Annotated in this window: 25 protein-coding genes; 9 read left to right on the forward strand and 16 right to left on the reverse strand. The window is 70.9% G+C overall.

The window, feature by feature from the left end; all coding sequences use genetic code 11:
• Positions 1 to 123: 123 nt before the first annotated feature.
• A complete protein-coding gene (locus JN22_RS13730) occupies positions 124 to 1416 on the reverse strand; it encodes an adenylosuccinate synthase (RefSeq protein ID WP_085554434.1) in 1293 nt (430 codons plus the stop codon).
• A 71-nt stretch (positions 1417 to 1487) separates the two neighbouring features.
• A complete protein-coding gene (locus JN22_RS13735) occupies positions 1488 to 2642 on the reverse strand; it encodes an ATP phosphoribosyltransferase regulatory subunit (protein ID WP_085554685.1) in 1155 nt (384 codons plus the stop codon).
• Positions 2643 to 2912: 270 nt separating this feature from the next.
• On the opposite strand from JN22_RS13735, the gene JN22_RS13740 reads away from it, so the two are divergent.
• Positions 2913 to 3431 (forward strand): HPP family protein, encoded by a 519-nt coding sequence (locus JN22_RS13740; RefSeq protein ID WP_179166153.1) that lies wholly within the window; start codon positions 2913 to 2915, stop codon positions 3429 to 3431.
• A 35-nt stretch (positions 3432 to 3466) separates the two neighbouring features.
• Here JN22_RS13740 and JN22_RS13745 read toward each other — a convergent pair whose 3' ends face one another.
• The 4 genes from JN22_RS13745 to JN22_RS13760 all read right to left on the reverse strand — a co-directional run bounded on the left by JN22_RS13745 (position 3467) and on the right by JN22_RS13760 (position 7412).
• A complete protein-coding gene (locus tag JN22_RS13745) occupies positions 3467 to 4630 on the reverse strand; it encodes a phosphoserine transaminase (RefSeq protein ID WP_085554435.1) in 1164 nt (387 codons plus the stop codon).
• A 125-nt stretch (positions 4631 to 4755) separates the two neighbouring features.
• Positions 4756 to 5220, reverse strand: a complete 465-nt coding sequence (locus JN22_RS13750) for a hypothetical protein (protein ID WP_085554436.1) — start codon at positions 5218 to 5220, stop codon at positions 4756 to 4758.
• Positions 5221 to 5321: 101 nt separating this feature from the next.
• A complete protein-coding gene (locus JN22_RS13755) occupies positions 5322 to 5657 on the reverse strand; it encodes a hypothetical protein (RefSeq protein ID WP_223677706.1) in 336 nt (111 codons plus the stop codon).
• A gap of 129 nt (positions 5658 to 5786) precedes the next feature.
• Entirely contained in the window at positions 5787 to 7412 is a 1626-nt protein-coding gene (locus JN22_RS13760; RefSeq protein ID WP_085554437.1) for an EAL domain-containing protein, read from the reverse strand.
• A 213-nt stretch (positions 7413 to 7625) separates the two neighbouring features.
• Here JN22_RS13760 and JN22_RS13765 point away from each other — a divergent pair, with 213 nt between their 5' ends.
• Together JN22_RS13765 and JN22_RS13770 are read left to right on the forward strand one after the other, a co-directional pair.
• Positions 7626 to 7988 carry a hypothetical protein gene (locus JN22_RS13765; protein ID WP_085554438.1) on the forward strand — a complete coding sequence of 121 codons (363 nt, stop codon included), beginning with the start codon at positions 7626 to 7628 and terminating at the stop codon, positions 7986 to 7988.
• A 124-nt stretch (positions 7989 to 8112) separates the two neighbouring features.
• The gene (locus JN22_RS13770; protein ID WP_085554439.1) at positions 8113 to 8955 is read left to right on the forward strand and encodes an IclR family transcriptional regulator; all 843 of its coding nucleotides are present in this window, start codon (positions 8113 to 8115) and stop codon (positions 8953 to 8955) included.
• A 6-nt stretch (positions 8956 to 8961) separates the two neighbouring features.
• Here JN22_RS13770 and JN22_RS13775 read toward each other — a convergent pair whose 3' ends face one another.
• The 4 genes from JN22_RS13775 to uraH all read right to left on the reverse strand — a co-directional run bounded on the left by JN22_RS13775 (position 8962) and on the right by uraH (position 12658).
• Positions 8962 to 9336, reverse strand: coding sequence for a DUF7079 family protein (locus JN22_RS13775; protein WP_085554440.1), 375 nt, complete (start codon positions 9334 to 9336; stop codon positions 8962 to 8964).
• Between the two features lie 11 nt (positions 9337 to 9347).
• The gene (locus tag JN22_RS13780) at positions 9348 to 10268 is read right to left on the reverse strand and encodes a LysR family transcriptional regulator (protein ID WP_085554441.1); all 921 of its coding nucleotides are present in this window, start codon (positions 10266 to 10268) and stop codon (positions 9348 to 9350) included.
• Positions 10269 to 10398: 130 nt separating this feature from the next.
• Positions 10399 to 12168: a glyoxylate carboligase gene (gcl, locus tag JN22_RS13785; protein WP_085554442.1), complete on the reverse strand. Its 1770-nt coding sequence runs from the start codon at positions 12166 to 12168 to the stop codon at positions 10399 to 10401.
• Positions 12169 to 12307: 139 nt separating this feature from the next.
• The gene (gene uraH / locus JN22_RS13790) at positions 12308 to 12658 is read right to left on the reverse strand and encodes a hydroxyisourate hydrolase (protein WP_085554443.1); all 351 of its coding nucleotides are present in this window, start codon (positions 12656 to 12658) and stop codon (positions 12308 to 12310) included.
• A gap of 202 nt (positions 12659 to 12860) precedes the next feature.
• Here uraH and puuE point away from each other — a divergent pair, with 202 nt between their 5' ends.
• Together puuE and uraD are read left to right on the forward strand one after the other, a co-directional pair.
• The gene (gene puuE, locus JN22_RS13795) at positions 12861 to 13775 is read left to right on the forward strand and encodes an allantoinase PuuE (protein ID WP_085554444.1); all 915 of its coding nucleotides are present in this window, start codon (positions 12861 to 12863) and stop codon (positions 13773 to 13775) included.
• A 32-nt stretch (positions 13776 to 13807) separates the two neighbouring features.
• The gene (gene uraD / locus JN22_RS13800) at positions 13808 to 14320 is read left to right on the forward strand and encodes a 2-oxo-4-hydroxy-4-carboxy-5-ureidoimidazoline decarboxylase (protein ID WP_085554445.1); all 513 of its coding nucleotides are present in this window, start codon (positions 13808 to 13810) and stop codon (positions 14318 to 14320) included.
• Positions 14321 to 14330: 10 nt separating this feature from the next.
• Here uraD and JN22_RS13805 read toward each other — a convergent pair whose 3' ends face one another.
• Together JN22_RS13805 and JN22_RS13810 are read right to left on the reverse strand one after the other, a co-directional pair.
• Positions 14331 to 15734 (reverse strand): hypothetical protein, encoded by a 1404-nt coding sequence (locus JN22_RS13805; protein WP_223677707.1) that lies wholly within the window; start codon positions 15732 to 15734, stop codon positions 14331 to 14333.
• Positions 15731 to 16834 carry a hypothetical protein gene (locus tag JN22_RS13810; protein ID WP_085554446.1) on the reverse strand — a complete coding sequence of 368 codons (1104 nt, stop codon included), beginning with the start codon at positions 16832 to 16834 and terminating at the stop codon, positions 15731 to 15733. The genes JN22_RS13805 and JN22_RS13810 overlap by 4 nt, the downstream gene beginning before the upstream one ends.
• A 243-nt stretch (positions 16835 to 17077) precedes the next feature.
• Between JN22_RS13810 and JN22_RS13815 the strand changes: the two genes are divergently transcribed.
• Complete coding sequence (locus JN22_RS13815; RefSeq protein ID WP_085554447.1) at positions 17078 to 17482, forward strand: 6,7-dimethyl-8-ribityllumazine synthase; 405 nt, start codon at positions 17078 to 17080, stop codon at positions 17480 to 17482.
• Between the two features lie 7 nt (positions 17483 to 17489).
• Here JN22_RS13815 and JN22_RS13820 read toward each other — a convergent pair whose 3' ends face one another.
• Positions 17490 to 18719, reverse strand: coding sequence for a benzoate/H(+) symporter BenE family transporter (locus JN22_RS13820; protein WP_085554689.1), 1230 nt, complete (start codon positions 18717 to 18719; stop codon positions 17490 to 17492).
• Positions 18720 to 18815: 96 nt separating this feature from the next.
• Here JN22_RS13820 and JN22_RS13825 point away from each other — a divergent pair, with 96 nt between their 5' ends.
• Positions 18816 to 19532 carry a GntR family transcriptional regulator gene (locus JN22_RS13825; protein WP_085554448.1) on the forward strand — a complete coding sequence of 239 codons (717 nt, stop codon included), beginning with the start codon at positions 18816 to 18818 and terminating at the stop codon, positions 19530 to 19532.
• Between the two features lie 222 nt (positions 19533 to 19754).
• Here JN22_RS13825 and JN22_RS13830 read toward each other — a convergent pair whose 3' ends face one another.
• The 3 genes from JN22_RS13830 to JN22_RS13840 all read right to left on the reverse strand — a co-directional run bounded on the left by JN22_RS13830 (position 19755) and on the right by JN22_RS13840 (position 24641).
• A complete protein-coding gene (locus tag JN22_RS13830; protein WP_449658098.1) occupies positions 19755 to 20570 on the reverse strand; it encodes a transporter in 816 nt (271 codons plus the stop codon).
• A gap of 615 nt (positions 20571 to 21185) precedes the next feature.
• Positions 21186 to 23570, reverse strand: a complete 2385-nt coding sequence (locus JN22_RS13835) for a PAS domain-containing hybrid sensor histidine kinase/response regulator (protein ID WP_223677708.1) — start codon at positions 23568 to 23570, stop codon at positions 21186 to 21188.
• Between the two features lie 186 nt (positions 23571 to 23756).
• On the reverse strand, positions 23757 to 24641 hold the full coding sequence (locus JN22_RS13840; protein ID WP_085554451.1) for a LysR family transcriptional regulator: 885 nt from the start codon (positions 24639 to 24641) through the stop codon (positions 23757 to 23759).
• Positions 24642 to 24715: 74 nt separating this feature from the next.
• On the opposite strand from JN22_RS13840, the gene JN22_RS13845 reads away from it, so the two are divergent.
• Both JN22_RS13845 and JN22_RS13850 read left to right on the forward strand, forming a co-directional pair.
• Positions 24716 to 25966, forward strand: a complete 1251-nt coding sequence (locus JN22_RS13845; RefSeq protein ID WP_085554452.1) for an MFS transporter — start codon at positions 24716 to 24718, stop codon at positions 25964 to 25966.
• A 5-nt stretch (positions 25967 to 25971) separates the two neighbouring features.
• On the forward strand, positions 25972 to 26529 hold the full coding sequence (locus JN22_RS13850; RefSeq protein ID WP_143268325.1) for a GNAT family N-acetyltransferase: 558 nt from the start codon (positions 25972 to 25974) through the stop codon (positions 26527 to 26529).
• The last annotated feature ends 68 nt before the right edge of the window (positions 26530 to 26597 follow it).

Consider the following 26597-nt stretch of genomic DNA (forward strand, 5'->3'; position numbering starts at 1 on the left):
ATGAAGAGCTGGTTAAAGCCTTGGCGTTCCGGGAGAGGACTTCCCGTTCCCCAAACGCGAACCGCCCGACCTCGCCTTGCACGGCGGGATCGGGCGGTTCCGAGTAACAGGACCGGAGGCGGATCAGTCGGAGAACGGATCCGTCATCAGGATGGTGTCGTCACGCTCCGGGCTGGTCGACAGCAGGGCGACCGGGGCCTGGATCAGCTCCTCGATGTGGCGCACATACTTGACCGCCTGGGCCGGCAGCTCGTTCCACGTGCGGGCGCCGCGGGTGGTGTCCTTCCAGCCCTCGAAGGTCTCGTAGATCGGCTCGACGCGGGCCTGGGCGCCGGCGTTGGCCGGGAAATAATCCAGCTCCTGGCCGTCCAGACGGTAGCCGACGCAGACCTTGATCTCGTCGAAGCCGTCGAGCACGTCCAGCTTGGTCAGCGCGATCCCGTCGATGCCGCCGGTCTTGATCGCCTGGCGCACCATGACGGCGTCGAACCAGCCGCAGCGGCGCTTGCGCCCGGTGACGACGCCGAACTCCTTGCCCTTCTGGCCGATCAGCTCGCCGATCTCGTCCTTCAGCTCGGTCGGGAAGGGGCCGGAGCCGACGCGGGTGGTGTAGGCCTTGCTGATGCCCAGCACATAGCCGACGGCGCGCGGGCCCATGCCGCTGCCGGCGGCGGCGTTGCCGGCCACCGTGTTCGACGAGGTGACGTAGGGGTAGGTGCCGTGGTCGATGTCGAGCATCGAGCCCTGGGCGCCCTCGAACAGGATGCGCTTGCCGGCGCGGCGCAGCTCGTCGAGCTGCTTCCAGACGACGGCGGCGTAGGGCAGAACCTGCGGGGCGATCTCGCGCAGCGGCTCCAGCAGGTCGGCCGGGGTCATCTCCGGCGCGCCCAGCGCGCGGAACAGCGCGTTGTGGTGGGCCAGCAGGGCGTCGACCTTCTCGACCAGCACCGCCTCGTCGCTGAGGTCGCACAGGCGGATGGCGCGGCGGGCGACCTTGTCCTCATAGGCCGGGCCGATGCCGCGGCCGGTGGTGCCGATCTTGCCGGCGCCCTTGGCCTCCTCGCGCGCCTTGTCCAGCGCGCTGTGGACCGGCAGGATCAGGGGCACGTTCTCGGCGACGATCAGGTTCTCGGGCGTGACGGTGACGCCCTTCTCCTTGATCGCGTTGACCTCGCGGATGAAGGCCCAGGGGTCGAAGACGACGCCGTTGCCGATGACCGACAGCTTGTCCTGGCGCACCACGCCCGAGGGCAGCAGGCTCAGCTTGTACTCGACGCCGTCGATCACCAGCGTATGGCCGGCGTTGTGACCGCCCTGGAAGCGCACCACGACGTCGGCCCGGCTCGAGAGCCAGTCGACGATCTTGCCCTTGCCCTCGTCACCCCACTGGGCGCCGACCACCGCAACGTTGGCCATCTCTACGTCTCCGCAAAAACAAAATGATCCGCATAGCCCCTCGCCCCGGAGGGGATGAGGGCACGAAAAGCCTACTCGACCGGCCGGACGACGCCGTCCGTCAACCGGTGGCCGCAGTGGAGCCTTTTCGCCTCCGCGACCGGGTCGGCCACCGGGGCGAGCCCGGCCACCGTCACCCATCCCTCGGCGCGCAGCTTGCCCGCCGCCGCCCAACCCGTGCCATGCGGCACATAAACGCGCCCCGGCGCCGCGGCGGCCGGAACCGCCGTCAGCACATGGTCCATATAGAGCGTGAAGCCGGTCGCCGGCTCCCCGCGATCCTCACCTTGCGCGCCGGCGCGGTAGCGGCCGCCCTGCCCCAGTTCGCCCGCCTCGCGCGAGAACAGCGTGAAGCTGAGGCCGGTCTGGTACTCGAAGCCGCGATGCTCGACCAGATCGATGGTGACGGTCAGGGCCGGCATCGCCGCGCGCAGCAGGACCAGCGTGTCGGTCAGCCGGCGGCGGTCCTTCTCGGCCCCTTCGGGCAGCGCCAGCGACGACAGCGCCGCCATGGCGCGGTCGGCCGGGCCGGAGGCGGCCATCAGCGTGCCGAGCAGCGCCGCGGCCGGACCGCCGACCTCGGCGACCCCGGCGGCGTCCTTGCGGTCGAGCGCGGCGCGCAGACGGCGGGTGTCCTCCTCGGACTGGCCGAGGCCCTGGCAGATGCGCGACACCATGGTCGGCACGCAGAGATCGACCGACAGGTGCGGCACCCGCAACGCCCCCAGCGCCTGAACGGCCAGCAGCACGACCTCGGCGTCGGCCTCGGCCTCCAGCGGCCCGATCAGCTCGACGCCGACCTGGGTGAACTGGCGCTCGGGGCGGAGCTGCGAGCCCTTCACCCGCAGCACCGGGCCGGCGTAGCACAGGCGCACCGGGCGCGCCTCGTTCCTCAGCCGGGTGGTGGCGATGCGGGCGATCTGCGGCGTGATGTCGGCGCGCACCGCCATCATGCGCTGCGAATGCGGATCCATCAGGCGGAAGGTCTGCTTGGCCATCGCCGCGCCGGCGCCCGACAGCAGATTCTCCTCGAACTCCACCAGCGGCGGATCGACGCGGCGGTAGCCGTGCGCGGCGAACTCCGCCAGCAGGCGTTCGACGGCGGCGGCCTCATGCGCCGCTTCGGACGGCAGCACATCGTGCAATCCGGCGGGCAGCAGGGCGGTGCTCAGGGCGTCGGCGGGCATGACCAGCGTCGTCTCGTCAGGGAAAGGCAGTTGCCGGGCACGGATGCCGGACATACGGGGCGGGCTAATACCCGACCCCCGCCCGTCATGCAAACGGAAAAGCCCCGCAAGACGTCGGCATCTCCCCTGCGTCGGCGTTGCCGGTCCCGGTTGGGGCGTTGGTGGGATTCGGTGCACGGAATACAAAAATCTGTATGCCGTATTTTTTGGCGGCTTGACGCTTTTTTGCGCACTCCATACCATCCTCGGACGCCGCTGCGGAGGACGACGATGAAGCGCGTTGGCATATTCCTCGGGAAGATGAAGGGCTCGGAAAAGGCGCCGGCCCGCCCGCATTACCGGGAGGTCCTGTGGTCCTGGGCAGGCGGCAGCGCCGGCATCGGCGCCATCAGCGTGCTGTCGCTGATGGCGAAGCTGCCGCTGCTGATCGCGCCCTTCGGAGCCACCTGCGTGCTGATCTTCGCGGCGACCGACAGCCATCTGGCGCAGCCGCGCAGCGTGATGGGCGGCTATCTGGTGTCGGCGCTGGTCGGGGTGCTGGCGCTGGCGCTGCTGGGCAGCGCGCCCTGGGTGGTGGCGCTGTCGGTCGGCACCGCCATCGCCATGATGCAGGTGACGCGCACCCTGCACGCGCCGGCCGGCGCCATGCCGCTGCTCGCCCTCACGCCGGGCGCCGACACGGCGATGCTGCTGCCCAGCGCGCTGGCCGGGGCGGCGGTGCTGGTCGGCATCGGGCTGCTGGTCAACAATCTGCGCAGCGACCGGGCCTACCCGCGCTATTGGCTGTAGGTCCGGCCGCGTCGCGGCGGCTCATCTCGGCCCGATCACTTCGCCCCGAGCACCTCGGCCTTGACGGTGGCGAAGGCCCAGTCGAGCCAGGGCAGCACCGCCTCCATGTCGTCGTTCTCCACCGTGGCGCCGCCCCACAGGCGCAGGCCCGGCGGGGCGTCGCGGTAGGAGCCGGCGTCGAAGGCGGCCTCCTCCTTCTCCAGCAGGGCGGAAAGCTTTTTGGCGAAGGCGGCCTGCGCCTCCTCCGAAAGGGCGGTCACGTCGGGATCGGTGAAGCGCAGGCAGATCGAGGTGCAGGAGCGGGTCTCCGGCTCGTCCGCCAGGAAGCCTGCCCAGGAACTGCCCTCCACCCACTCCGCGACCAGACGCAGGTTCTGCTCCGACCGCCGGATCAACTTCGGCAGACCGCCGACCGACAGCGCCCAGCGCAGCCCGTCGATGGCGTCCTCGACGCACAGCATCGACGGCGTGTTGATGGTGTCGCCCTCGAAGATGCCCTCGATGAGTTTCCCGTTCTTGGTCATGCGGAAAATCTTCGGCAGCGGCCGGTCGGGCTGGAAGCTCTCCAGCCGTTCCACCGCGCGCGGGCTCAGCACCAGCATGCCGTGCGCCGCCTCGCCGCCCAGCACCTTCTGCCAGGACCAGGTGGCGACGTCGATCTTGCTCCAGGGCAGGTCCATGGCGAAGGCGGCCGAGGTCGCGTCGCAGATCGACAGGCCGGTCCGGTCGGCCGGGATCCAGTCGCCGTCCGGCACCCGCACGCCGGCGGTGGTGCCGTTCCACGGGAAGACGACGTCGCGCGAGAAATCGACCGCCGACAGGTCGGGCAGCCGGCCGTAATCGGCGATCATCGTGCGGACGTCGGGCAGCTTGAGCTGCTTGACCACGTCCGTCACCCACTCCTTGCCGAAGCTTTCCCAGGCCAGCATGTCGACGCCGCGGGCGCCGAGCATCGACCACAGCGCCATCTCCACCGCCCCGGTGTCGGAGGCCGGCACGATGCCGATGCGGTAGTCGCCGGGAATCGCCAGCACCGCGCGGGTGAGGTCGATGACCTCCTTCAGCTTGGCCTTGCCGGGCTTGGAACGATGCGAGCGGCCGAGCAGCGCGCCGTCGAGCGCATCGAGCGTCCAACCCGGACGCTTGGCGCAGGGGCCGGACGAGAACAGCGGGGTCGACGGGCGGCGGCTGGGCTTCATGGCGGACTTCCTACCCGGACCACGGGCCCGGACTGCGGTGTTGCGCGGAGGTCCGGACCTTAGAAGCCGCGCGCGCGCCCGTCAATCGGCCGGGAACGCAAGGCGGAGGCGCGGGCGGAACAGCGTCAGCGGGTGCGCGCGACGCGGCCGTCGCGGTAGGTCCAGGCGGCGGTTCCGCCGTCCTTGGGAACCGGCATCGACACGGTCAGCGCGTTGTCGGCGGTCGACACCTGGGCCGCGTCGCTGCACGACCCGAAGGGCAACGACAGCGACGGCTTGGGCGCGCCCAGATCGAGGACGCGGAATCGGGTCGGGCACTCCTTGGCGCCGGTGTCGGTCTGCAACAGCGCCATCCAGCGGCCCTGCACCGTGTAGGCGTTGACGAAACTGACCAGCGTGCTCTCGCGGTCCTCGAAGACGGTGGTCTCGTCGACGACCACCCGCGTCACCTTCGGCCCGACATCGATCAGCTTGACCACCGTCTCGCCCAGCGCCGCCGTCAGACGCGGCTCCGCCGCCCGGGCCGGCATCCCACAGAGAAGACCGCCCGCCAGCGCGGCCACGGCCACCCACACATTCCGCACCACCATCCCTCTCCCTCGCCGGCGCCCCTCCGGGGGGCGGTTTCGACCGGAGGGCACCTTAATGCGGCGGGGCGCGGGCCGGAAGCCTCCATTGGGCAGAAGGTGGATCAGCGGATGTTCACACTGAAGCCGAAGCCGGGGCTCGGGGCGTAGACCACCGGCGGGGGCGGCGGCGCGTAGATCACCCGCGGGGGCGGCGCGTAGACGACCGGCGGCGGGGCGTAGATCACGCGCGGCTCGCGCCAGTGCCGGCGGTGCTCGCGGTGCCAGCGCCGGTCATCGCGCCAGTCACGGTCGTGCCGCGGACCGTCCCAGCCGCGGCCGGGACCGCCGCGCCAATCGTCGTGGGCGGCGGCGGAGCCGGCGGTCGCGCCCATCATCGGGACGGCGAGCAGCGCGCCCAGCGCGATGGCCTTCAAAGCGTTTCCAAAGCGGCCAGACATTCCGGCGTCCTCCTGCAAACGGGGATCGCTCCTTCCCCACTGCATCGATGAACGTCGCACCGCCGGCTTTCATTCCAGGAAATCTTATCCCGCTTTCGTCCTACGACCCCGGCGCCACCGGCCGGAGCGTCAGGACCAGCTCTCCTTCACGCCCTGGCGCCGGGCGGCCGGCGTGAACAGGTCGGGCGCGCGATAGTCCGGCCGGTCGGCGGGACGGCCGAAATGATAGCCCTGCGCCAGCTCGAACCCCCAGGCGGTGAGCTGCGCCGCCTGGTCGGCGGTCTCGACCATCTCGGCGATCACCTGCACGCGGATTTCCCGGCACAGGCCGACCATGGCGCGCAGGATGGCGTCGTCGCGCGGGCTGCCGCCCAGCCGCCGGACATAGCTGCCGTCGATCTTCACGAAATCGACCGGCAGCGCCTGGATGTAGGGGAAGGAGGCCGCCCCGGCGCCGAAATCGTCCAGGCAGATGCGGTGGCCGGCGCGGCGGAAATCCTCCAGCACGCGGGCGGCGCGGGGCAGGTCGGTCAGGCCGGTCGATTCCGTCACCTCCACCAGCAGGCGCGAGCGCAGGGACGGGTTGCGCCCGACCAGCCGCTGGAAGGCGACGACGAACAGGTCGCTGCCCAGCGACGCCGCCGACATGTTGACGGCGATCTGCAACGCCTTGTCGGTCGCCAGCACCTCCAGCGCCTTCTCGCAGACCAGCAGGTCGACGTCGTGGACCATGCCGACCTGCTCGGCGAAGGCGATGGTCGGGCCGGGGGCACCGTTGGGAAAGCGGGCCAGCGCCTCGTAATGGTGCAACCCCTTGGTCGACAGCGCGACTATGGGCTGGAACTGAAGCTTCAGCCGGTCGTCGGTCAGGGTGGAGCGCAGGGTCGTCACCCGCGTCACCGTACGGTCCACCAGTTGCCTGACCGCGTCGTGCATGTCGGCGATCTCGAAACCGACGCTGTCCTCGGCGAAGCTGCGGACGGTGAACATCAGCACCCGGCCGGCGTCCTCGCGGCTCAGCCCCGGCGCCGCCATGTCGAGCGTCAGATTGTCGGCCCGCAGCGCCGGCGCGCCGGGGGCGAGCTGCGCGCCGGATTCGGCGATCTCGGCGGCCAGCGCCGGACCGTCGACGTCGCCGGCATGGACCAGCCCGAACCGGTCCTCGCCCAGCCGGGTCGCCAGCACGTCGGCGCTGGCGTGGACGCGCAGCAGCGCGCCGACCTCGCCGAGCAGCCGCAGCGTCAGGTCGGGACCGAGCCGCGACTTCACCTCGCCGAACTGGGCGATCTTGATCAGCGTCAGCTTGGGCGGCCCCTCCCCCACGTCCAGCCCGAAGCGTTCGCCGAGCTGCGCCTGGAAGGCGTCGGCGTCGAGCAGCCCGGTCTCGGCGTCGCGCGCCGGCAGCGGCGCGCCCTTGGCGGCGGTCTCGGTGCGGGTCAGGGTGAGCTGCACGTTGGGCGAGCGGCCGAGCCGGTAGCCCGACAGCGTGACCGGCGCGCCGCCGACCAGGGACACGGCGCGCGATTCCAGCCGCGCGTTGGCGCCGACGGTGCGCAGCAGGCGGCGGACCAGCCCGCGGTCGCCGGGGGCGATGATGCGGTCGATCGGCTGGCCGATGATCTCCATGTCGGAGGCGCCCAGCACATGCTGCAAGGCGCCGGCCGCGAAACCGATGACGCCGCGCGCGTCGACCTCCACCAGCACGTCGGCGTTCGCGAAGGCAAACCCAAGAAAGCGGGCGACGTCCGTGGTCATGAAGCCTCGACGCGAATCGGTGGCTGGCCGGGTCGAACGAAGGTTACGCGGCGCGCGACCGTTCGTGCAATGAACGTTCGCATTCGAAATGTTAATGAACCGCTACCTTCGTGGGATTTTCCGCGGGGCGGCGGGACAAGCCTTCCGCTTCCGCCCGCGCGCCATGCTAGGGTCGGCGGACCGGCAATCCTGCACCCCACCGAGGTTCCGATCGTGACCGACAGCATCACCCGCGCCGATTTCGACGCCCTGCGCGAAGCCGTCATGACGGTGTCGAACGCCGTCAAGGACATCGCCAACACCGGCCGCCGCAGCCATGAATCGCTGAGCGACGCGCTGGAGGAAACGCGGGAATCCCTTCAGGGCCAGATCGTCGCCCTGACCGCCGTATCGGCGGCGCTGGCCGCGCTGGCGATGGCGGCCGGGGTACCGTCGGACACCGTGCGGACCATCGTCGGCAACGTCGGCGGCGCCCTGCCCAACGCCGACAGCCCGGACATCCAGGCCATCCTGCGCACCGCCCTGTCCTTCATCCCCGACGAGACGCCGGAGGATGGCGGACCGCGCAACCACTGACCCGCCGTCCCGTCGGAGGACGAGGCGGGGCAAAGGGGTGCGTGGTGCGATTTTCCTCGCCATCGCGCGATAATCGCACCATTATGGCCCTCACCGCGTCGCCTGGAACAAGGACATCAACGGCATGGCCGACACGCTGCCTCCGGCCGGCACCATCAAGGGTGAGTTGGGCAAGAGCCAGCCTGTGCCGGACGAGAGCGCCGACCCGAACTTCATGACCTCGCTGGCGCGCGGGCTGTCGGTGATTCGCGCCTTCACGGAGCGCGAGCCGAACCTGACCATCGCCGACATCGCCAAGATCACCGGCCTGCCGCGCGCGGCTGCGCGGCGCTGCCTGCTGACGCTGATGCAGCTCGGCTACGCCGGGTCGGACGGGCGGACCTTCTTCCTGAAGCCGAAGATCCTGGCGCTCGGCTATTCCTTCCTGTCGTCGGCGCCGCTGGCGACGATCCTCGACCCGCTGATCGAGCAGGTCAGCGCCGCCGTGCAGGAATCCTGCTCGGCCGGCGTGCTCGACGAGGACGACGTCGTCTACATCGCCCGCGCCGCGACCAAGCGGATCATGTCGGTCGGCCTCAACGTCGGCAGCCGCCTGCCGGCCTACTGCACCTCGATGGGCCGGATCCTTCTGGCGGCGATGCCGGAGGCGGAGCTGGACGCCTATCTCGCCCGCGTGCCGCTGAAGCCCTTCACCGAACGCACCATCACCGTGCCCGACACCCTGAAACGCGAGCTGGAGCGGGTGCGCGAGCGCGGCTTCGCCCTCGTCGACCAGGAGCTGGAACTGGGCCTGCGCTCCATCGCGGTGCCGATCCGCACGGCGGCGGGCGGGGTGGTGGCGTCGGTGAACGTCAGCACCCAGGCCGCCCGCGTCACCTGCCCGGAGATGGAGGTGCAGTTCCTGCCCCGCCTGCTGCGCGCGGCCGACGAGGCGCGCATCCTGCTGGTGCGCTCGCGCGGGGCGTAGGCGCTTTCATCGCCCTGCCGGCGGCCCGGCGAACGGGTTGACCCGCGCCCAGTCCGCTTCGAGGTCGCGGCGCAGCAGGCGCCACGTCAGCCACCCCGTCCAGCCGAAACCGCCCCCGGCGATCACCGGGTGCAGCAGCCGGCGCGCGTCCGCCTCGTCCCAGCCGTCCCAGATCCCGGCGACGGCGAACAGGTTGGGGCCGAAGGCCGGCGCCACCTCCCGCCGCAGAATGTCGTGGAGCACGGCTTCGGCGTAACCCGACGCGGCCAGCACCGCGCGGATACGATCATGATCGGCGGCATCCAGTTCGGTGTCGAGGAACAGCTCCGCCAGCGCCAGCCAGACCGGCATGCGCCGCTCGACCTCGGCCGCGCCCATCATGGAAGCCGCCTTCAGAGGATCGTGTCCGGCGAGACGGCGGTCAGCGCCGAGCGGATCCTCGGCACCATGTGGTCGGCGAAGGCGCGCACCTTGGCCGGCACCAGGGCGCGGTGCGGGTAGAGCACCGCCAGCGTCACCGGCTCGGGCGGGTGGTCGGGCAGCACCGGCACCAGGGCGCCGCTCGCCACATGCTCGGCGACCTCCCACAGCGGCTTCAGCACGATGCCGCGGCCGTCGAGCGCCCAGCCGGTCAGCACGTCGCCGTCGTCGGCGTCGAAGCGGCCGGCCACCGGCAGCTTCACCGGCTCCCCCTTGTCGAGCAGCGTCCACTGGAACTGGCGGGTGCCGGGGAAACGCAGCAGCAGACAATTGTGGTCGGACAGGTCAGCCGGCGCCTTCGGCGCGCCGCGCGCCTCCAGATAGGACGGGGCGGCGACCAGCACGCGGCGCACGTCGGCGATCTTGCGGACGACGAAGCTGGAATCCTTCAGCTCCGCCATGCGGACGGCAACATCCACCGCCTCGCGCAGCAGGTCGAGCAGATGGTCGGACAGCCGCAGCCGAACCTCGACCAGCGGGTGGGCGGCGCAGAAGTCGGGAACCAGCGGTCCCAGGATGCGGCGGCCGAAGCCCAGCGGCGCCGTGACCCGCACGCTGCCCGACGGCACGCCGGAGCCGGCGGCGATGCTGCTGTGGGCGCGCTCGACCGCCTCCAGCACCTCCAGGCAGCTCTGGTAGAAATCGACCCCGGTCTCGGTCGTCTGCAACTGCCGGGTCGTGCGGTTCAGCAGGCGGACGCCGAGATGGGTTTCAAGCTGCTGGATGCGGTGGCTGACCATCGCGGGCGACATGCGCAGATTGCGTCCGGCCGCCGACAGGCTGCCCAGTTCGACGACGCGGACGAAGATGCGCATGTTCTCAAGCAACGCCATCGGTGCGGAAACTCCCTGCCGGATCGGTCGCCGGGTTGGTCGGCTGTGCCGGATCCGACGCTAGCACGGCGAAGCCGCCGCTGGGAATTTCCGCACCGCAGCGCGGGAACGCTTTGCTTGCGCCCTTTGCCTAAACCAGGACGGTTTCCGGCTCGTCCACCGGCAGATCGAGGGTTTCCTCGAACTCGGTGACGTTGTCGATGTCGGTGCCCATGGCGATGTTGGTGACGCGCTCCAGCACCACCTCGACGACGACCGGCACCTGATATTCCGCCATCCAGCGGTCGGCCTGGGCGAAGGCGTCCTGGATGCGGTCGGGCTCGGTGACGCGGATCGCCTTGCAGCCCAGCCCCTCGGCCACCGCGACGTGATCGACGCCGTAGACGCCGATCTCCGGAGCGTTGATGTTCTCGAAGGAGAGCTGGACCTGGAAATCCATCTGGAAGGCGCGCTGCGCCTGCCGGATCAGCCCGAGATAGGCGTTGTTCACCAGCACATGGATGTAGGGCAGCTTGTGCTGGGCGCCGACCGCCAGTTCCTCGATCATGAACTGGAAGTCGTAGTCGCCGGACAGCGCGACGATCTTGCGCCTGGAATCGGCGACCCGCACGCCGAGCGCGGCCGGCAGCGTCCAGCCGAGCGGCCCGGCCTGTCCGCAGTTGATCCAGTGGCGCGGCTTGTAGACGTGCAGGAACTGGGCGCCGGCGATCTGCGACAGGCCGATGGTGGTGACGTAGGTGACGTCCTCGCCGAAGGCGCTGTTCATCTCCTGGTAGACGCGCTGCGGCTTGATCGGCACCTGGTCGAAGTCGCTGCGGCGGTGCAGCGAGCGCTTGCGGCCCTGGCAGTCGGCGGCCCAGCCGGACAGATCCTTCAGCTTGCCCGCCGCCTTCCACTCCCGCGCCACCTCGATGAACAGGTCGAGCGCGGCCCCGGCGTCCGACACGATGCCGAGGTCGGGCATGAAGACGCGGCCGATCTGGGTCGGCTCGATGTCGACATGCACGAACTTGCGGCCGCGCGTGTAGACCTCGACCGAGCCGGTGTGGCGGTTGGCCCAGCGGTTGCCGATGCCGAGCACGAAGTCGGACTTCAGCATCGTCGCGTTGCCGTAGCGGTGGGCGGTCTGCAAGCCGACCATGCCGGCCATCAGCGGATGGTCGTCGGGGATGGCGCCCCAGCCCATCAGGGTCGGGATGACCGGAATGCCCAGCAGTTCGGCGAACTCGACCAGCTTGTCGGACGCGTCGGCGTTGATGATGCCGCCGCCGGCGACGACCAGCGGACGCTCGGCCGCCGCGAGCATGGCCAGCGCCTTCTCGACCTGGGTGCGGGTGGCGGCCGGCTTGTAGACGGGGAGCGGCTGGTAGGCCTCCTCGTCGAACTCGATCTCGGTCATCTGGACGTCGATCGGCAGGTCGATCAGCACCGGGCCGGGGCGGCCCGAGCGCATCAGGTGGAAGGCCTGCTGGAAGACGTAGGGGACCTGCGCCGGCTCCAGCACCGTCAGCGCCCATTTGGTGACGGGCCTGGCGATGTCCGGCACGTTGATCGCCTGGAAATCCTCCTTGTGCAGGCGGGCGCGCGGCGCCTGCCCGGTGATGCAGAGGATCGGGATGGAATCGGCGATCGCCGAATAGAGGCCGGTGATCATGTCGGTGCCGGCCGGGCCGGAGGTGCCGACGCACACGCCGATGTTGCCGGCCTTGGCGCGGGTGTAGCCCTCCGCCATGTGGGAGGCGCCCTCGACGTGGCGCGCCAGCACGTGGCGCAGGGTGCCGCGCCGCTGCATCGCGGCGTAGAAGGGGTTGATCGCGGCACCGGGAACGCCGAAGCAGACGTCGACGCCTTCCCGCTCCAGCACCCGCACCGCCGCTTCCGCCGCCGTCATTCTCGCCATCGCTCGGCTCCTCACTGATACGCGAATTGTTCGTGAGGACAGCTAAGCGGCGGACGGCCCCGGCGGCAAACCAAGGAGCGGGCTTTTTCACAGGCTGGAAAGCGGGCCGGCCCCGGCCCGCGCGGAAGGGGTAGCGGCCTCAGCTGCCACGGTAGGTGGAATAGGCCCAGGGCGAGACCAGCAGCGGCACATGGTAGTGCTGCGCGGCGTCGGCGACGCCGAAGCGCAGCGGCACCTCGTCGAGGAAGGGTTCGCCGTCGCCGGCGACGGTGCCGGCGGCGCGGAAATACTCGCCGACCAGGAACAGCAGCTCGTAGCGGCCGGGCTTGAAGGCGTCGCCGGCCAGCGCCGGGGCGTCGAGCCTCCCGTCGGCGTTGGTTGTGAACTCGCCGAGCACGGCGCCGCTGCCGAGGTCGGTCAGGCGGATGCGCAGGCCGGGCGCCGGGCGTCCGGCGGCGATGTCGAGAACGTGCGTCGTCAGGCGGCCCATGGCGTCGTCCCTTCTGGGTGGAATCCCGTGGAATCAGGCACTCGGGACGGCAGACTAAGCGGCCGGCCGGCGCTTGGCGACCCCCGGAAAATCGGAAACTGTGTCCGGCGGCCGGAGAGGACGGGATGGGTTGAACCGGGGCCGCCGCTTGCCTTAGCGTGAAGCCGCCCCTTCACCCGTCCCTGCCCGCCGGAGACGCGCCATGACGACCGAGACCTACCCCCGCGACATGATCGGCTACGGCGCCATGCCGCCGCAGGCCAACTGGCCGGGCGGCGCGCGGATCGCGGTGCAGTTCGTCATCAACTACGAGGAGGGCGGCGAGAACTGCGTCCTGCACGGCGACGCGGCCTCGGAAGCCTTCCTGTCGGAGATCGTCGGCGCCCAGCCGATCCCCGGCGCCCGCCACATGAACATGGAATCGATCTACGAATACGGCGCGCGCGCCGGCTTCTGGCGGCTGCACCGGATGTTCACCGAGCGGGAGATGCCGGTGACGGTCTACGGCGTCGCCATGGCGCTGGAGCGCAACCCGCAGATCGTCGCCGCCATGAAGGACGCCGGCTGGGAGATCGCCACCCACGGCTGGCGCTGGATCGACTACCAGCATCTGCCCAGGGAGCTGGAGCGCGAGCATCTGCTGCGCGCCATCGAGGTCCACACCCGCGTCACCGGCTCCCGCCCGCTCGGCTGGTATCTCGGCCGTTGCAGCCCGAACACCTGGGCGCTGGTCGCCGAGGAGGGCGGCTTCCTCTACAACGCCGATTCCTACGCCGACGACCTGCCCTACTGGGACGCCAGCCACGGCCGCCCGCAGTTGATCGTGCCCTACACGCTCGACGCCAACGACATGCGCTTCGCGACCAGCCAGGGTTTCAACTCCGGCGACCAGTTCTTCGCCTACCTGAAGGACAGCTTCGACGTGCTCTACGCCGAGGGCGTCAACAGCCCGAAGATGATGTCCATCGGCCTGCATTGCCGTCTGGTCGGCCGCCCCGGCCGGGCGGCGGCGCTGGCGCGCTTCCTCGACTATGTGAACGGGCACGAGCAGGTGTGGGTCGCGACACGGCTCGACATCGCCCGCCACTGGATCGCCGAGCACCCCTACACGCCCTGACCGCCACTCTTTCCGACCGGAAGCCGACCGACATGCCGCACAGCCTGGACGATCTCAACCGCATGGAGCGCGCCGCCTTCGTCGCGGCTCTCGGCACCGTGTTCGAGGACAGCCCCTGGGTCGCCGAGGCCGCCTGGGGCCGCCGCCCCTTCGCCGACAAGGCGGCGCTCCACGCCGCGATGGCCGCCATCGTCCGCGAGGCCGGGGCGGAGCGCCAGCGCGCCCTGATCCTGTCGCACCCGGATCTGGCTGATCGGGCGACGCGCCCGGCCAACCTGACCGCCTTCTCGCAGACCGAGCAGGCCCGCGCCGGGCTGGACGAGCTGACCGAGGCGGAGGCGGAGGAACAGCGCGCCCTCAACCGCGCCTACCGCGCGCGCTTCGGCTTCCCCTTCATCATGGCGGTGCGCTTCAGCACCCGGCCGCAGATCCTCCAGGCGATGCGCGAGCGGGTCGCCAACGCTCCGGACGCCGAATTCGCCCGCGCGCTGGAGGAGATTTACAAGATCGCCGGCTTCCGGCTGGACGATCTGGTCGCAGGCTGAAACCGGCCGCTCAGTCGCCGGTGAAACCGCCGATGGCGTCCATGATGGCGAGGCGCAGAGGCTCCGCCCTGGCGGGGCCGCCGACCAGCTCCAGCAGGCGCAGCGCGTAGAACAGGTTCAACTCCGACGCCTCGGCCTCGTCGGGGCGGCCCGCCGTCCAACGGTGGCCGTCGAGCAGTGCCTGAGCCCGCTGCTGCAAGCCGGCCCCCATCGCCGCCAGAGTGTCGTCGACCGGCTTTTGCAGGCCGAGCGCCCCGGCCAGCCCGGCGCAGCGGCGCAGCGCGCGGGCGTGCTCCTCGGCGGTGGCCTGGGCCGCCTCGTCCACCACCGGCGCCTGCCGGCGGTCGGCGACGGGAACGGCGGCGAGGATGCCCTCGGGCGCCGTTTGCAGGACGCTGCCCCGCACCATCGCGGCCACCGCCGTGGTCACCGCCTCCAGCCGTTCGCGATGCCGCGGGTCCCTCAGCCGGCTCATCGCCGCAGCCGCCGTGGTGACGCTGGCGACCAGCCGCTCGGCAACGATAACAGCGGCCTCCGGCGCGACTCCGCCCGCGCCGTCCAGCCGCGCGCTGCGCTCCTCCAGGTCGCCGACCACCAGGGCGCCGAGCTGGGCGAAAAGCCCCGGCCGGTCCCGTCCCGCCCGGCCGAGATCCAGATCGGGCAGCGCCGCCAGCAGGTCGGCCGGCGTGGCGAGCCGCGCGGCGGCGATCAGCAGCAGGTGACGGACGGCGTCGGGCGCCACCGTCTGGGCGGCCCGCCCGATGGCGGCCAGATGCCGCTCCTCCAGCGCGGGCAACGGCTTGGGGGACAGCTCGTCCTTCAGCGCCTCGACGGCGGGCCCGATGTCGAGAAAGGCGGCGATGTCGGCCACCTGCTCCAGCAGCTTCCCGTCGCCGTCCAGCCGCCGGGCCAGCGCCGGCCGGGACGCCGCGCCGTCCAGCGCGTCGCGCAGGATGCGGGCGGCCAGCGGCCACAGCACCCGCCCGACGTTCAACAGGGCGTTGCGGCTGCCCGGCGACGCCTCCTGCACCTGACGGTCGAGCTGGGCGATCTGGTGGCGGTCGGCGACCTCCGCGATCAGGCCCCAGATCGGCTCGATCACCCGCCGCCCGATGCGGCCGAGCGGCGCGTCGCCACCGTGGCGGCTTTCCAGCACATCCTCGAACGGCATGCACAGCACGCGCTTCAGCGTCGGCCGGCGGCCCGGCCGGATCTGGGCGAGGCGCGGCCGGATGATGTTGAAGGTCTGCCGCACGTCGGGATGGTCGCGCACCCGTTCCAGCAGACCGACCACCTCGACGAACTTGTGGGCGGGAATGTCGAGCAGCTTGTGCTCCAGGGTCGGCAGCCGGTCCGCCGAGGCACCGGGCACCGCGCCAACCCGCGGATCGGGGTTCCGGCCGGGCATGGTCATGGCGCCCGCGCCTTCAGCGTCTCGATGCGGCGGATCGCCTCGACGTCCATGACGCCGGTCCGCCAATCCTCCAGCATGCGGACCGAGCGGCGCTGGACCGACTGGACGCGCCGCGAATCCGCCATCAGGTCGCGGCCGCTCTCCGCGCGGGGCAGCAGCGGCAGGATGCGGAACAGCTCGTTGATCGCGACCGCCTGATGGTGACGGTCCTCGCCCTGCGCCAGCTCCCAGGCCCCGGTGATGTGCGACCAGCCGTCGAGCAGCCAGGCCATGCGGGTGGCGTGGTCGCGGATGCGAACGATCTCCATGTCCCAACCGCGCATCAGCGGGCCGATGGCCTCGATGCGCCGGTGGAAGTCGGCCAGCACCGCGTCGCCGATGCCGATGGTGTGCTGGGCGACCTCGGCACAGAAGACGGCGACCGGGGAGGTGTCGCTCGGCACCTCGCGCGCCCAGTCCTGCATGGCCTGCCGGAAGCTCTTCAGGTCGTTCAGGCAGCGCAGCAGGCGCCCCGGCTTCGGCGACTGCGCCAGCCCGACCGGCGACACCACGGCCGCGATCTCCGCCAGACGGGTGTACAGCACCGTCGCGTCGAGCGTCAGGCTGCCGGCCGCCCGCGTCATCAGCTGGCGGGTCAGCCGCTGCCCCTCCTCGGTGCCGATGCCGGCCTTCAGCATTTCCGGCGATTCCAGCCCGACCGCCTTGAGGATCGCCAGGATCAGCAGGTAGTGGGTGAGCGTGCCCTGCTCCTCGTCCTCGTCGAGCGCGCGGCGGGCGGCCTGCGCCGCCTGCGGCCCGGCCAGTCCCTTGCGCGCCGCCCGCAGCGTCGCCCGCCGGATCTCGTGCGGGGAGCAGGATTCCTCGCCGACGATCAGCTCGTGCAGATAGCGGTCGTGCATGGTCATCGCGACCATCTCCGGCACCGACTTCCAGGCGACGACGTAGATGCCGGAGCCCTGCGACAGGGCGGGGATCAGCACCTCCAGCTTGGACCGCTCGCCCCGGCGCACCCGCGTCTGCGACAGAAGCGGTGTCGTGAAGGCCACGGCGGCCCCCCGCTCCTCGAAGGTCGACGGCGCGTATTCGATCGCACCCTTCATGCCCGGCGCCCCACAGCCACGCGCGGCCCCTCGATGCCAGGCCTCGCCAAACGTCGTATTTTCTTCAATTTTTATGGAAATTGCCGGTCTGAAATTGTTCTGAAATGCATCGAGATCAGACAGCCCGGCGCGGCTTGATTCAACACCGCCACGGCCGGCGGTGATGAATCTTGCACTTTGCGCGGCGCGGCGACACTTTGGGCGCCTCGACGCAGGGTCGCAGTGAAACGGGAGTGGCAGAGGGTGAACAACATCGGCATCGTGCTCGGACGGTTCCACCGCCGTGAGGTCGAGGAAATGCTGGACGAGGCGCGCGCCGTCGCCGCCCGCCGCCAGCTCGGCATCGTCGCCGAGGTCTGGGTCCCCGGCTCCATGGAAAAGCCGCTGGCGATCAAACGCCTGCTGCGCCGGGACGACGTGGCCGGCGCCGTGGCGCTCGGCATCATCGAGCGCGGCGAGACCGAGCACGGCAACGTCATGGGCCACGCCGTCATCAAGAGCCTGATCGACCTGCAACTCGAATTCCTGAAGCCGGTCGGCGTCGGCATCCTCGGACCGGGGATCAACCCGTCGCAGATCCCGCCGCGCATCCGACCCTACGCCGCCGCCGCGGTCGAGGCGGTCGCCGACCTGCTGGCCAGCGCCTGACCGGCTTTCAGCGTGCCGCCTTGCGGGGGTTCCAACGGTTCAGGGCGTGCATCGCCCCGCCGAACAGCAGCCCCCAGAAGGCCGAGCCGACGCCGAAGAAGGACAGGCCCGACGCGGTCACCAGCAGCGTGACCAGCGCCGGGACGCGCTCCTCCTCGGTCTGCACCGCGCCCAGCAGCGCGCCGCCGAAGGCGCCGAGCAGGGCCAGCCCGGCCACCGCCTCGATCAGGATGGGCGGCGAGCGCATCACCAGCGTGGCGGTCACCGCCGCCAGCGCCGCCAGCGCGATGTAGCCGAGCCCGCCGACCACCGCGGCCTGCCAGCGCCGCTCCGGGCGCGGGTCGGCGTCGGGGCCGGCGCACATCGCCGCGGTGATCGCCGCCAGATTGACCGTCGGCGCCCCGAAGGGGGCGCTCAGCGCCGAGAACGCCCCCGTCGCCAGGAACAGCGGCGGCACCCGCGGCGTGTAGCCGAAGGTCGCCAGCACGGCGAGGCCGGGGATGTTCTGCGACGCCATGGTGACGACGAACAGAGGCAGGGCGATGCCGACCAGCGCCTCCCAGGTGAAGACCGGTGTGACCAACGTCAGGCCCGGCCACAGATCGGCCGGCAAACCACCGGCAACCGGCGGGTTCAGCGCCATCGCCCCCAGCGCCACCGCCACGGCGGCCGGCACGGCGTAGAGCCGGTTGACGCGCCCGACCACCGCCCACACCGCCAGGACCAGCAGCCCCAGCCCCGGCGCCTGCTGGATCGCCGCGAAGGGCGCCAGGCACAGCTTCAGCAGGATGCCGGCCAGCATGGCGTTGGCCAGCGGCTTGGGGATCGCCGCGATCCAGCGGCCGAGCGAGGTCCACAGCCCGGTCAGCATGACGAGCCCCGCCACCGTCAGGAAGGCCCCGACCGCCGCCGGAAAGCCGCCGGCCACCGGCCCGGTCGCCGCCAGCAGCGCCATGCCCGGCGTCGTCCAGGCGACGCTGATCGGCTTGCGCTGGCGCGTCGCCAGCAGGATCGCCGCCAGCCCCATGGAAAAGCCGACCGCCACCAGCGCCGAGGTGATCTGGCCGGTGTCGGCGCCGACCGCCGACAGCCCCTGGATCACCACGGCGACCGAGCTGGCGTAGCCGACCAGCGCCACCAGCAGCCCGGTGCCGACCGCCGACGGCGACAGCCCGCCGCCACGGCCGGAGGTCGCGGCGAGGTCGTCTCGATCGTCGAGGGGGGTGGAGGATGGCATGGTCGGGCCTCTGCGCGCGGTGTTCTGGACAGGGAGGTGGACCATCGATAAATTGGATCCAATATCCAGGCAAGCGGCTTTTTTGAACGGACCTCCATGCCTCCAGCTTCCGACGCGCGGCCGTCCGCCCTGACCGCCGTGGCCCTGAGCGCCGTGATCGAGCGCAACCGCCGGCATTTCCGCACGGCGACCGAATTCGTCGAGGCGGCGATGCGCGAGGGGATCCTGACCGGCGCCCTGCCGGCCGGCGCGCCGCTGCGCCAGGAGGAACTGGCGGCGGCCTTCGGCGTCAGCCGCATGCCGGTGCGCGAGGCCCTGCGCCAGTTGGAGGCCCGCGCGCTGGTCGAGTTCCATCCCCACCGGGGCGCCGTGGTGGCGGAGATCTCGGCGGCGGATTCCGCCGACATCAGCGCCATCCGCGCGGCGCTGGAACCGGCGGCGCTGCGGCTGTCGCTGCCCCGCCTGACCGCCGGCGATTTCACCTTGGCGGAGGAACTGATCGGCGAGATGGACGCCGAGACCGACCCCGGCCGGATGGGCGAACTCAACCGCCGCTTCCACATGACGCTCTACGCGCGGGCCGGGCGTCCGCGCCTGCTGGCGCTGGCCGAGCAGCATCTGGCGGCGGCCGACCGCTATCTGCGCTTCCAGTTCGCCGCCCTCGGCTACCACCCGCGCTCCCAGGACGAGCACCGCGCCCTGCTGGCCGCCTGCCGCGCCGGGAACGCCGACGCCGCCTGCGCCGCGGTGGTCAACCACATCCTGGCGGCGGAGAAGCTGCTGACGGCCTTCCTCGGCGAGCGCGGGTCGTGAGACAGGCGTGCTTTCACCGCGCAATCCCGCCGGCGCTCGAGCGGCTGTCCGCCTCCGGCCGGAGAAAGGGGCGGGATTCCGTTCGCCAGCGATGACACCGGCACCGCTTTCCGCGCTTCCGGGACCGCCACCCCCTGAAGCGACGCTTGAGACGGAGAGGGCGTCCGCCCCCTCCGCCCTTGCTTTCCCCATCCTTTCAGACGGCCGGTGCTGGCCGGGGCCTCAGAAGGGCAGGATCAGGCGCCCCCAGGCGCGGGTGTCGTTGCCGCCGTAATTCTCCTGATGGACCGTGCTGGTCAGATAGGCCTGGAGAATCAACTGATCGAAGTTGTAGCCGACCAGACCGCCGAGCGCGACCTGCTCCTGCTTGCGGTAGCCGGCAACCGGCCGGTTGAGGTCGAAGGAAGCGAAACCCACCGGCCCGACCGACCATTTGCCGACGCTCTTGGCGGCCGTCAGGTCGATGTTGAGGAAGTCGGGGTTGACGGTCCGCGACGATTTCCGGGTGGCGATGCCGTAGATGGCGTTGGCGGTCAGGTTCCAGTCGTCGCCGGTGTAGCTGACGGCGACGCGCTGGTTGATCGAGGTGGTGTCGAAGCCCAGCTTGTTGCCGACCGGCAGATAGACGCCCAGCAGGTAGCTGGCGCCGAAGCCGTTCCCCAGATCCCAGGCGAGCTGGCCGGCGAGGAACGGGTTGTACAGGCCGCTGGTGTGGTCGCTGCCCTGGACGCCGACCTCCAGCGCCGGCAGGGCGGCCAGCAGTTGGACGCGGGCGCCGAGCAGCTTGGCCGGGGTCGACCAGGCCAGCACCGGGATGTTGACCCCCAGCGTCACGTCGGGGTTGCCGTTCTCGCCCTTGCGAACGCCCCAGTCGAAGGTGTCGACGAAATAGACGCCCTCCGGCAGCGGCGCGCCGGTGGCCAGACCGATGGTCTCACCGGGCTGCGTCACCGACCCGGCCAGCGCCGGCGCGCCGAACCCTCCCAGGGCCGACAACCCCAACAATCCCAGGCCGGCCGCCACGCCGGTCCGCACCACAGTCCGCATTCTCGTGCAAATGCCATTCAGCATCGTTTCGCGCCCTTTCTCTTGGCAGAGCTTGTCCCCCGGATCCCGGCCTTCGCCTCGCCTTCGAAACCCCCGCGTTCGGGAAGGCTCACAAGCGGCGGCCGGTTCGGCGCCCGGAAGCGCCTGGAGACGCATACGGGGCAAAAAGGGGTGCGCGAACAATGGGACTTTCGACAATAAAACCCGACCCACAACCTCTCTGTTCTTGCTGCATGCGCGAGACTTCCACGACACCGCCATCGTCGTCATGTCGATCGGTCAAGAGATCGGATAAGGATCCGACATCGCGGCGTCATACAAAAGAACGACACACTGTTCTTTTGTTTTCATGCCGCTCCGTAAAATTAATATAAAACAAGTCGTCCAATATCATCCATTGGAACAATGCGGTCGAGTCGATCAAAAGAATCAAGAAATTCCATGATTGTGCATTGCACAGTCGAAAAGACGGGCTCATAGTACTTTCGTTGAGCTTCTTCTTTTCAAAAGGTGATGGGAGGACCTTGGACAAGCGCACGCGACACCCTCGACAAGGGTGTTTTCCGCCAAAACCCGCAATCGGAAGCTGAAGGTCCGGAGCCCTTTTCACTCCGTGCTGAACAGCCGCCCCAGCGCGTGGCTCAATTGCCGGGGGGTCACCGGCTTGTGGATGACGCCGAGTCCGTGCGCGGCGGCATCGCGCTCGCAGTCGGGGCCGGTCTCCCCGGTCAGGATCACGCCGGGCACCGGCTCCCGGCCGGAATCCTCGAACAGCGCCCGGATGCGCGCCACCGCCTCTGTCCCGGTGCGCCCCTCGCGCAGACGGTAGTCGGCGACGACGATGTCGGGCCGCCGGGGTTTGCGGGTCAGCGCCTCGACCGCGCTGTCGGCGGAGCCGGCGACCAGCACCTCGTAGCCCCATTCGCGGAAGATCGTCTCCAGCCCGAGCAGGACGATGGCGTCGTCGTCGACCAGCACGGCGAAGCGTCCCCGCCCGGCCACCGCGTCGTCCGCCGCGCCGCCCGAAGCCGATTCCGTCCGTCCGGCCGGCACCGCCAGGGTGAAGGCGGTGCCCTTTCCCGGCACCGACCGGACGCCGACCGGATGGTCGAGAAGCTGCGACAGCCGGCGCACGATGGCCAGCCCAAGCCCGAGGCCGCGGTTGCGGTCGCGCTCCGGGTTGCCGACCTGATGGAACTCCTCCCAGATGCGCTCCAGATGTTCGGGCGGGATGCCGATGCCGGTGTCGCGCACCTCGATCAGCAGCCGGTCGCCGGCGCGGCGGCATTCGATGTCGATCCGCCCGGTCTCGGTGTAGCGCAACGCGTTCTCCACCAGATTGCGCACCATGCGGACCAGCAGCGTGCGATCGCTGCGCGCGGTGCCCCGGCAGGCCTCGACCCGCAGATCCAGCCCGCGCGCCGCCGCCACCGGCCGGTAGGAGGCGGCGATGTGCTCGAACAGCGGTTGCAGCGGCACGTCCTCGATCGACGGTTCGACGATGCCGGCGTCGAGCCGCGACATGTCGAGCAGGCTGTCCAGCAGATCCTTCAGCGCGTCGAGCCCGCGCGCCAGATGCATCAGGGCGCTTTCGCCCCGGCTGCCCTGGACGTGCGGCTTCAGCACGTCGACGAACAGCAGCAGGGCCTGGAGGGGCTGGCGCAGGTCGTGGCTGGCGGCGGCGAGGAACTTGCCCTTGGCGATGCTGGCCTGCTCCGCCGCCTCCTTGGCGCGCAGCAGGGCGTCCTGGGCGGCGCGGCGGCCGGTGATGTCGCGGAAATAGACCGACAGGCCGGCGGCGCTGGGGTAGATGCTGGTCTCGATCCACTGATGGACGACCGGGGACAGCGCCTCCACCGTCACCATGTGGTTCTCGCGCACCGCCTGCCGATGCGCCTCGAAGGGTTCGCTGCCCAGCACCTGGGGGAAGGCGTCCCATAGGACGCGGCCCAGCAGGGTCTCGCGCTTGCGGCCCCAGATCTGCTCGGCCTTGCTGTTGATGTAGGTGAAGCGCCAGTCATGGTCGAGCGTGTAGAAGGCGTCGCTGATGCTCTCCAGGATCTCGACCGTGCGGGCGTGCTGGGCCGCGGCCGCCTCCTCCGCCCGCTTGCGGGCGGTGATGTTGCGGAAGAAGCAGCCGATGCCTTCGGGGGTGGGGTGGTAGCGGATCTCCACCCACAGTTCCCGCCCGTTCCCCTCGAACCGCTTCTCCAGCGCGGTCGAGACGCGCTCCTCCATCGCACGGCGGCAGATCGCCTCGACCTCGGAGCCGACCATCTCGGGCCAGATCTCCCACAGGCGGCGGCCGAGCACGGCCGAGAGCGGCAGATGGTCGAGTTCCTCGGCCCGGCGGTTCTGATAGGTGACGCGGTACTCGCGGTCGATGGACAGGAACGCCTCGTCGATGCTGTCGAGCACGTCGGTCGCCCGCTGCTGGACCTCCTGGATGGCGTTCTCCACCGACCGCTCGCGCGTGCGGTCGTAGAGGATGCTCAGGAAGCCGCCCCCCTTGCCGTCCAGCAGCGGCAGGATGGTGGCGGCCCCCCAGAAGGCGGCCCCGTCCTTGCGGTGGAACCAGCGCTCGTCGCGGCACTGCCCCTCGGCCCGCGCGGCGGCGCGCAGCGCGGCGGGGATCCCGGCCTCGGCGTCCTCGGGCGTGTGGAAGACGACGCTGTCCTGCCCCAGGATCTCGGCCTCGCTCCAACCCAGGATGCGGGTGGCGCCGGGATTCCAGCTCGTCACCCGCCCATTGACGTCCAGCGTCACGATGGCGTGCTCGGTGGCGCTGTCGAGGATGGCCCGCAGCCGCCCCTCGCTCTCGGCGTGGGCGGAACGGCTGCGCTCCAGATCGTCGAGGGCGGCGCGCAGGTCGTCGTTCAGGCCGGCGATGGTCCGCAGATCGTCGGCCTTGGCGCCGGAGGACTCGACGACCCTCCGCAAGGCAGCGTTCTCCGCCTCCAGAACGGCAAGACGGGCACGCAGCGCATCCACGCCATCCCCGCCGGTATCGGGCTGTCGGGTGGGCGTAACAGGCGGTTCGGTCATCGGCACTCGAAGCGGGCGGGACATTTCCAAGCGTGCAGAGTGCGCAAGCTCGGAAGGATCTGTAAACTCGCCCAAAGGCGATATCTCGTCGGATCATCTCGGGGCGCCGTGGGCAAGGGCGCCGCGCCCCCTTCACGCCATGGACGCGATCGCCTTCACCAGGGCGCGGACACCGGGATCGGGCACCTTGTCGCGGCGCAGCGCCAGCCCCAGCGTCCGGGTCAGCGGCGGCGACAGCGGACGGACGGCGAAGCGCTCGCGGTCGCCCTCCCCCGCCACGGTGACCGCCGGCAGGATCGAGCGGCCGAGCCCGGCGGCGACCAGATGCTTGGTCGCCTCGACGTTGCCGAGTTCCATCGCCGGGCGCGGCCGCGCCCCGCCGGCGACGAACCAGGCGTCGATCACCGCCCGCATGGTGCCGCCGCGCTCGTAGAGGATCAGCGGGCCGGCGGCGACCTCCGCCGGGGATATGGCGACGCCGTCCGAACCGCCGGCGCGCGCGTCCACGGCGACCATCTCCTCGACGCGGACCGGCTCGATCGACAGGCCGGGACGCACGGCGGGCAGAGTCACCAGAGCGAGGTCGAGCGTTCCGGCCTCCACCGAATCCAGGATCTCGGGCGTGTTGCCGGTCACGACGATGATCTCCAGACCGGGATGGTCGGCGCGCAGAGCCGCCAGCAGCGGCGGCAGCCGGTAGATGCAGGCGGTCGCCCCGGTGCCGATGCGCACGCGGCCGACCGCGCCGGCCCGGTGGCTCATCATGCGGGCGACCGCCGCGTCGGCCTCGTCGCGCAGGCGGCGGACGAAGGGCAGCAGGTCTCGGCCGGCGGCGGTCGGCAGCGCCCGCTTGCCGACCCGCTCGATCAGGCGGACGCCGAAGCGCTCCTCCAGGTTGCGGATCTGCATGCTGACCGCCGGCTGGGTCAGGCCGAGCCGGACGGCGGCCTCGGTGAAGCCGGCATGCTCCACCACGGTCGCGAAGGTCAGGAGCTGGTCGAGGTTCAGGCCGCGCATACCCACAGTTTTCCTTATGATCTTCATCAGATCAATAAATTTGCCTTTCAACTCTCCCCCGACGAAGCTGGGGCATGACCAAGACGCCCGCGCCCCCCCACCCCCCCACACCTCTCTGGCTGATCCTGCTCTGCGCCAGCCGCTTCGGATCCTCGCTGGCCTTCATGGTCTATGCCGGGGCGCTGATCCCAACGATGAACGCCTGGGGCATGTCCGGCGGCGAGGCCGGCGGCATCCAGGCCGCCTTCAACATCGGCTACGCCCTGTCGCTGGTGCTCTCCTCCTGGTTCGCCGACAGCCTGGGCGCCAAGCGCGTCTTCCTGTGGTCGAGCTGGGCCACCGCGCTGACCGGGCTGGCCTTCGCCTTCCTGGCGCGCGACGCCACCAGCGGGCTGGTCCTGTTCGCCCTGCTGGGCGCGACGCAGGGCGGCACCTACGCCCCCTCCATCATGCTGGTGGCCCAGGGGGTGCCGGCGGAGCGGCGCGGGGCGGCGGTCGGCTGGCTGCTCGGCGCCGGGTCGCTCGGCTACTTCGCCTCCATCGCTCTGGCGGCGGGGCTGAGCGACCGCTTCGGCTACGAGGCCGCCTTCATCGCCTGCGGGCTGGGGCCGCTGCTGGCCCTGCTGACCGCCCTGCCCGGCCTGCGCGGACGCCCCAACCTCGTCGCCGGGAAACGGGCGGGCAGCCTGCGCGGCGCCTTCCGCTTCCTGTCCGACCGCCGCTCCTTCCTGCTGACCGCCGGCTATACGACCCATTGCTGGGAACTGCTGGGCATGTGGGCGTGGCTGCCGGCCTTCCTCACCGCCACGCTGTCCGGGCCGGGAGGCACCGCGGGAGGGGCCGCGATCCAGGGGCTGTGGATCGCCGGGGCCATCCATCTGTCGGGCTTCCTGTCGTCGCTGACCATGGGACGGGCGTCCGACCGGCTGGGCCGGCGCGCCGTCCTGCTGGCGATGGGGCTGCTGGGCGCCGCCTGCTCGCTCGCCATCGGCTGGATGGCGGCGTTGCCGGTCTGGCTGATCCTGCCGGTCGCCGCCCTCTACGGCTTTTCCGCGCTCGGCGATTCGCCCGTGCTGTCCACCGCGATGACCGAATCGGTCGAGCCGGGCAGCCTGGGGGCGGCGCTGGCGGTGCGCTCCATCCTCGGCTTCGGCGCCGGCGGCGTGGCGCCGCTGGCGGTCGGGCTGGTGCTCGACGGCGCCGGTGCCGGTTCGGGCTCCGCCTGGGGCTGGGGCTTCGCCCTTCTCGGCGTCGGCGGCGGGTTGGCGGCCGCCTGCGCCGCCCTGCTTCCCGCCGACCGTCCCGCACCGAGCCTTCGGAGTTGACCGCCGTGACCCGCGCCCCTTCCCTTTCGTCCCTGATCATCCGCCCGTCGCGCGACGAGGATGTGCCGGCCATCGCCGCGCTCTACGCGCACCATGTGCGGACCGGCACCGCCTCCTTCGAGGAGGTTCCGCCCGACGCCGCCGAGATGGCGCGCCGGCGGGCCGACATCCTGGCGCGCGGCCTGCCCTATCTGGTGGCGGAGTGCGAGGGCGCGCTCGCCGGCTACGCCTACGCCGGGCTGTACCGGACGCGCAGCGCCTACCGCTTCACCCTGGAAAACTCGGTCTATGTCGATTCCGGGATGGTGCGGCGCGGCGTCGGCCGGGCGCTGCTCATGCCGCTGATCGGGATCTGCGAGGCGGCCGGCTACCGGCGGATGATCGCTGTGATCGGCGGCAGCGACAACCACGGCTCCATCGGGCTGCACACGGCCTGCGGCTTCCGTCCCGCCGGACTTCTGCCGGGGGCCGGCTACAAGTTCGGACGCTGGATCGACAGCGTCCTGATGGAACGGCCGCTGGGTGCCGGGAGCGAGACCCCGCCGGAGGAGGTTCGGGGTTGAGAGTTCGGCCAGGCAAGCTCCCCATCCCTTCCTCGCTGGGCGGGAGAGGGATGGGGTGGGGGCAAGCG

Origin of the sequence: Azospirillum agricola, from assembly GCF_020005195.1 — a bacterium.
Classification (GTDB): Bacteria; Pseudomonadota; Alphaproteobacteria; order Azospirillales; family Azospirillaceae; genus Azospirillum; species Azospirillum agricola.